General features: G+C 71.4%; 4 protein-coding genes and 1 pseudogene. All 5 read right to left on the reverse strand.

Features of this window, described 5'->3' with window-relative positions; all coding sequences use genetic code 11:
- Window positions 1-2: 2 nt before the first annotated feature.
- Window positions 3-413: a hypothetical protein gene (locus tag IO24_RS0129475; RefSeq protein WP_031140828.1), complete on the reverse strand. Its 411-nt coding sequence runs from the start codon at window positions 411-413 to the stop codon at window positions 3-5.
- Complete coding sequence (locus IO24_RS0129480) at window positions 410-856, reverse strand: hypothetical protein (protein WP_234335292.1); 447 nt, start codon at window positions 854-856, stop codon at window positions 410-412. Before IO24_RS0129480 ends, IO24_RS0129475 begins: the two co-directional genes overlap by 4 nt.
- A 137-nt stretch (window positions 857-993) precedes the next feature.
- Window positions 994-3822 (reverse strand): 1,4-alpha-glucan branching enzyme, encoded by a 2829-nt coding sequence (gene glgB, locus IO24_RS0129485; RefSeq protein WP_078899417.1) that lies wholly within the window; start codon window positions 3820-3822, stop codon window positions 994-996.
- Between the two features lie 31 nt (window positions 3823-3853).
- Window positions 3854-5296 carry a maltokinase N-terminal cap-like domain-containing protein gene (locus tag IO24_RS0129495; RefSeq protein ID WP_031140834.1) on the reverse strand — a complete coding sequence of 481 codons (1443 nt, stop codon included), beginning with the start codon at window positions 5294-5296 and terminating at the stop codon, window positions 3854-3856.
- Between the two features lie 193 nt (window positions 5297-5489).
- A pseudogene (locus IO24_RS41090) lies at window positions 5490-6766 on the reverse strand (alpha-amylase family glycosyl hydrolase); the annotation flags it as partial.

Here is a 6766-nt window from a genome sequence, read left to right on the forward strand (position 1 = left end):
GTCTACCGCAAGAGCGCCTTCGGATCCCGCAGGGCGTGCCACAGTCCGGTCGCGAGCGGTACGACCGTCATGGCGAAGAACACCCAGAACAGGAACTCGGCGCCGGGCGTGAGCTCGTAGACCGTGCCGTCCTCCCACTCGCAGTAGGCCCGCGGCGGAAACGCGGTCGAGACTCCCGACACCCTTCCGTTCCCGATGACGCCCTCCTGATACGGCTCCCTGGGGCAGGGAGCGGTCTCCGGGAACAGGACGGGCTCGTCCGCCACCATGATGAACACCCAGGTGAGGGCGGTGAGCGGCACGGACCAGAAGACCGAGGTCTTCACCCACAGCGGCAGCAGCGGATGGGCCAGCAGCCCGCACAGCGCGACCCAGCCGACCACCAGCCCGGCGAAGACGGTAAGCAGCGTCACGATGTCACGGCCGCCTTCCGGGTGCGCAGCTCGGTCGCGTAGCCCGCGCCGATGGCGAGCAGGGCGGCGGACAGGGCGAGCGAGGCGCTCGCGCCGTTCATCCACCCGTAGCCGGAGTCACTGGAGTAGTGGGAGCCGTCGTCGCGGACGCAGTCGAAGCGGAGCGGAAGGTACGAGGACCGGTGGTGGCTCAGGCCCTCGATCGTGGCCGCGTCGAAGCCGTCGCGGCAGGCCGGGGCCGGGACCGAGTTCGCTCCGTCGTTGAAGGCCGACTCCGATGCCAGGACGGCGAAGAACCCCAGCGAGTACACGGCCGCGGCCGCCCACGCGGCCGTCGCCGCCGCACGGCGCATCAGATGCACCGGCCACGGCTCGGGCCGGCCGGGAAGCGCCATCGCGACGACCCCCACCCCGGCCACGAGCGCGCCGACGGCACAGGCCATCGCGACTCCGAAGCCCATCAGCACGGCCGGCCCTGCGAGGTGGCATCCATGCGGCCACCCCACCAGGGCCGGACCGGACGGGCCGTGACGGAAGCCACTCCTCCGGTCACAGCCGTGTCACAGGCGGCTCAGGCCCGCTACGCCGGCCGCAGCCACACCGTCGCCAGCGGGGGCAAGGTCAGCTGGATGCTCGCCGGGCGGCCGTGCCAGGGGGTGGGTTCGGGTTTGACCGGGTCGGGGTTGGTGACGTCGCTGCCGCCGTAGCGGGCCGCGTCGGTGTTGACGGCCTCGTGCCAGGCGGGCACGTCCTCGGGGACGCCCAGGCGGTAGTCCGGGCGGGGGACCGGCGCGAAGTTGGACACCGCCAGCACCGGGACGCCCTCCGGGTCCAGCCGCAGGAACGCGAGGACGTTGTCGTCGGCGGCGTCCCCGACGATCCACTCGAAACCTGCCGGGTCCGTGTCGAGGCGCCACAGCGCCGGGGTCGCGCGGTAGACGGTGTTCAGGTCACGGACCAGGTCGCGCACGCCCCGGTGGTCGGGCTCGGCCCCGTAACCCGGGTCCAGCAGCCACCAGTCGGGTCCGTGCGCCTCGGACCACTCGGCGCCCTGTGCGAACTCCTGGCCCATGAACAGCAGCTGCTTGCCCGGGTGGGCCCACATGAAGCCGAGGTAGGACCGGATCCCGGCGCGCTGCTGCCACCAGTCGCCCGGCATCTTCGACACCAGGGAGCCCTTGCCGTGCACGACCTCGTCGTGGGAGATCGGCAGGACGTAGTTCTCGCTGTACGCGTACACCATCGAGAACGTCATCTCGTGGTGGTGGTACTTGCGGTGCACCGGCTCGTGGCTCATGTACTGCAACGTGTCGTGCATCCAGCCCATGTTCCACTTCAGCCCGAACCCGAGCCCGCCGAAGCCGCTCGGGCCCTTGTGGTGGGTGGCGCGGGTGACGCCGTCCCAGGCGGTGGACTCCTCGGCGACCGTCACCACGCCGGGCACCCTGCGGTAGACCGTCGCGTTCATCTCCTGGAGGAACGCCACCGCGTCCAGGTTCTCCCGGCCGCCGTGCTCGTTGGGTGTCCACTGGCCCGGCTCACGCGAGTAGTCCAGGTAGAGCATCGAGGCGACCGCGTCCACCCGCAGGCCGTCGATGTGGAACTCCTCGCACCAGTACACGGCGTTCGCGACGAGGAAGTTGCGCACCTCGTTGCGCCCGAAGTCGAACTCCAGCGTGCCCCAGTCGGGGTGCGCGGCCCGCAGCGGATCCTCGTGCTCGTACAGGGGCCTGCCGTCGAACTCGGCCAGCGCCCAGTCGTCACGCGGGAAGTGCGCCGGCACCCAGTCCATGAGGACGCCGATACCGGCCTGGTGCAGCGCGTCGACCAGGTACCGGAAGTCGTCGGGCGTCCCCAGGCGGGCCGTCGGCGCGTAGAAGCCCGTCACCTGATAACCCCAGGAGCCGCCGAACGGATGCTCCGCGACCGGCATCAGCTCGACGTGCGTGAAGCCCAGGTTCCGCACGTACCCCGGGAGCTGCTCGGCCAACTGGCGGTACGTCAGTCCCGGTCGCCAGGACGGCAGATGCACCTCGTACACCGAGAACGGCGCCTCGTGCGCCGGGGCCTCGGCCCGCCGGGCCAGCCACTCGGCGTCCCCCCACTTGTACTCCGAGGACGTGATGACCGACGACGTCGCGGGCGGCACCTCCGTGCGGCGGGCCATCGGGTCGGCGCGCATGGTCTTCGAACCGTCGGGCCGGGTGATCTCGAACTTGTACAGCTCGCCCTCGCCGACGTCCGGCAGGAACAGCTCCCACACCCCGGACGAGCCCAGCGACCGCATGACGTGCCCGGTGCCGTCCCAGAAGTTGAAGGTGCCGGCCACGCGTACACCGCGCGCGTTCGGAGCCCACACCGCGAACCGGGTGCCGGTCACGCCCTCGTGGGTCATCGGGTGCGCACCCAGCGCCGTCCACAGCTCCTCGTGCCGGCCCTCGCCGATCAGGTGCAGGTCGAGGTCGCCCAGCGTGGGCAGGAAGCGGTACGCGTCCTCGGTCTCCTGGACCGTCCCCTCGTACTCCACGACCAGCCGGTAGGCCGGGACCTCCCGCAGTGGCAGCAGGCCGGAGAAGAACCCCTCCCCGTCGTCGTGCAGCTCGGCTCGCAGCTCCCCGGCGACGACGGTCACCGCCAGGGCGTACGGCCGGAACGCCCGGAAGGCGACGCCGCCGGGCACGGGGTGCGCGCCGAGCACGGAGTGCGGGGCGTGGTGGGTTCCGTCGAGCAGCCGGTCCCGGTCCACCGCGTCGACGGCGGGCGAGACGGCGACCTCCATCTCCGGCGGGACGGCCTGGGCGGCAGCGGTCTTCCCGGCGGGGGCCTTCCGGGCCGGGGCCTTCTTGACCGCACCCTTCTTCGCGACCGCCACGGCCTTCTTCACAGGGTCCTTGGCGGCGGTCGCCTTCCTGGCGGGGGCCTTCGCGGCGGTGGTCTTCTTCGCGGCAGGCTTCGCCGCCGTGGACTTCGCCGTCGTCGCCTTGGTGGTCTTCGCGGCCGCGGCCTTCGTAGGGGTGGTCTTGGCGGCCGTCCCCTTCGTGGCAGCGGACTTGGCAGCCGTCGCCTTGACCGTCGTGGCCTTCTTGGCGGCCGTCTTCTTCGCGGCCGTCTTCTTCGCGGCGGTCTTCTTCACCGCAGCCTCGGCCGTGGGTTGCTCGACCGCCGTCTTCCTGGCGGCCGTCTTCTTCGTCGCCGCCTTCTTGGCCACGGTCTTGCCGACGGTGGTCTTGCCTGCGGCGGCCTTCTTGGCGGTCGCCTTCGCGGGGGCCGTCTTCTTCGCCGCTGCCTGTTTGGGCACCGCCGTCTTCTTCGCGGCGCTCTTCTGCTGGGCGGCCGTGGGCTGCTCGGGGATCTTCTCCCCGGCGGTCCCCTTGGGACGCGAACCGCTGGACTCAGGGCGGGGGGTCACGGGCGGAGCCTCCAGGGCGAGGGTGGGTCGGTCAGGTCAGGTGGCCGGTCGAGGCGAGCCGGTCTATGGCGGCCAGGGGCACCGGCAGCCAGTCGGGGCGGTGCCGGGCCTCGTACACCACCTCGTAGATCGCCTTGTCGGTCTCGTAGGCGCGCAGCAGCACCGGGTCGGTGCGCGGGTCGCGGCCGGAGGCCTCCGCGTAGCCGGAGCAGTACGCGGCCCGGCAGGTCTCGGCCCAGTCCGGCTGGGGAGGGTCGGCCGAGCGCGCCGCGTAGTCGAAGGACCGCAGCATGCCGGCGACGTCCCGCACGGCCGGCTGCGGCATGCGCCGCTCGGCCAGCGGCCGGGCCGGCTCACCCTCGAAGTCGATCAGCCACCACTCGCCGGACGGCGAGCGCAGGCACTGCCCGAGGTGCAGATCGCCGTGCACCCGCTGCGCGGTCCAGGTGCGGCCCTCGGCGGCCAGATCGCCCAGCGCCGTGAACGCCGACCGCAGCCCGCCGGCGTACGGCCGCAGCGCGGGCACCGCCTGGACGGCCGCGTCCAGCCGCTCGATCATGCCGTCGACCATGAGCTGGAGCTGCATGTGACCGAGGGTGACGGTCGGCAACGCCCGGGCCAGCGCGGTGTGCACCTCGGCGGTGGCCCGCCCCAGCGCCCGCGCCTCGGCGCCGAAGTCCTCGGCCTTGGCCAGCTCGCGCAGCGCCAGCTCCCAGCCGTCGGAGGCGCCCTGCAGAAACGGCTGCAGCACCCCCAGGACGTACGGCTGGCCGGCCAGGTCCGCCGAGCCCGCCGAGACGACCGGGTCGGCCGTGGGGGGGATGTCCGCGACCATCCACGCCGTCGGCGCCGGTACCCGGGGGCAGCTCTCGCGGGCCAGCGAGAGCGGCAGCTCCAGATCGGGGTTGACCCCGGGCACGATCCGGCGCAGCAGCTTCAGGATGAACGTATCTCCGTAGACGACCGACGAGTTGGACTGCTCGGCGGTCACCACGCGCGGCACCAGTCCGGAGCGGATGTCCTGTCCCGGGTCGCGTTCGAAGCGGAGCCTGCCGACGCGGGCCCGGGTGCGCAGCGCCTCCAGGAGCAGCTCGGCGGGCCTGGTGTCGTGCAGGGCGTCGTAGACGGTCCGGCCGGCCAGTGGCCCCGTCGGCACGTGTCCGATCAGCGCGGGCGCCAGCCGAGGCGGCAGCGCCTCGCGCACGCCTATCAGCAGCTGGTAGCAGTCACCGGGGTGGCCGGGCGCCCCGTGGGACGGCACGACGGGCTGATGGGCGCGGACGAGCAGGTGGTACAGGCCCAGCTTGGACGTGGCCGGGAGCAGTTCGGTGGCCTCGACCAGCGTGAACCCGGTGACCGGCCGGCCCTTGCCCGCGAACCAGCGCTGCCGCGGCAGCCACTCCCGCAGCAGCGGATCCAGGGATGCGAGAAGGCCGGGCGGGGCGGTGACGGTACGTGTGACGGCTTCCGACATGGCGTCGCGTCCTTTCACCCGTTTGTGGTGCGCCTCCGGCGCCTGCGGCCGGCCCCGGACGGCGCCCCTTCCGGCTCACGCGGGTGGGCGGGGGTGTTACTGATGCGTGCCCCGGGCGGGGCGGAGGAAACGCCCCGCCGCCGGGGTTTGAGGCCCGCCCCGCGGATCAGGCCTCAACAGGCCTTTCCAGGCCTCACATGGTCTCCCTGCGGAGCCTGAACCAGTAGAACCCGTGGCCCCCGAGGGTCAGCAGATACGGCAGCTCGCCGATCGCCGGGAAGCGGACCCCGCCGAACAGCTCCACCGGGTGCCGTCCCTCGAAAGCGCTCAGATCCAGCTCCGTGGGCTGCGCGAAGCGCGAGAAGTTGTTCACGCACAGCACCAGGTCGTCCTCGTACTCCCGCAGGAACGCCAGCACGGCCGGGTTCGTCGACGGCAGCTCGGTGTACGAGCCGAGTCCGAAGGCCGGGTTCTGCTTGCGGATCTCGATCATGCGGCGGGTCCAGTGCAGCAGCGACGACGGCGAGGCCATGGACGCCTCGACGCTGGTGACCTGGTAGCCGTAGACCGGGTCCATGATCGTGGGCAGGAACAGCCGCCCGGGGTCGCACGAGGAGAACCCGGCGTTGCGGTCGGGCGTCCACTGCATCGGCGTGCGGACCGCGTCGCGGTCGCCGAGCCAGATGTTGTCGCCCATGCCGATCTCGTCGCCGTAGTACAGGATCGGCGAGCCCGGCAGCGACAGCAGCAGGGCCGTGAACAGCTCGATCTGGTTGCGGTCGTTGTCCAGCAGGGGAGCGAGCCTGCGGCGGATGCCGATGTTGGCGCGCATGCGGGGGTCCTTGGCGTACTCGGCCCACATGTAGTCGCGCTCTTCGTCGGTGACCATCTCGAGCGTCAGCTCGTCCGCAGGAAGATGCCCCACTGGCAGTTCGACGGGATGGCCGGGGTCTTGGCCAGGATCTCGGAGACCGGGTAGCGGGACTCGCGGCGTACGGCCATGAAGATGCGTGGCATGACCGGGAAGTGGAAGGCCATGTGGCACTCGTCGCCGCCGCTGGGGTAGTCGCCGAAGTAGTCGACGACGTCCTCGGGCCACTGGTTGGCCTCCCAGTTCGTGCCCTCCTCCTGGTACAGGTACGGCACCGCGTCCAGCCGGAACCCGTCGATGCCCAGGTCCAGCCAGAACTTCAGGGCGGAGATCATCTCTTCCTGCACGGCCGGGTTCTCGTAGTTGAGGTCCGGCTGGTGCGAGAAGAAGCGATGCCAGTAGTACTGCTTGCGGACCGGGTCGTAGGTCCAGTTGGAGGCCTCGGTGTCGACGAAGATGATCCGCGCGTCCTGGAACTGCTTGTCGTCGTCGGCCCACACGTAGTAGTCGCCGTAGGGCCCGTCGGGGTCCTTGCGCGACTCCTGGAACCACGGGTGCTGGTCGCTGGTGTGGTTCATGACGAAGTCGATGATCACGCG

The sequence above is a fragment of the Streptomyces flavovariabilis genome (genome assembly GCF_000725785.1).
GTDB lineage: Bacteria > Actinomycetota > Actinomycetes > Streptomycetales > Streptomycetaceae > Streptomyces > Streptomyces hawaiiensis.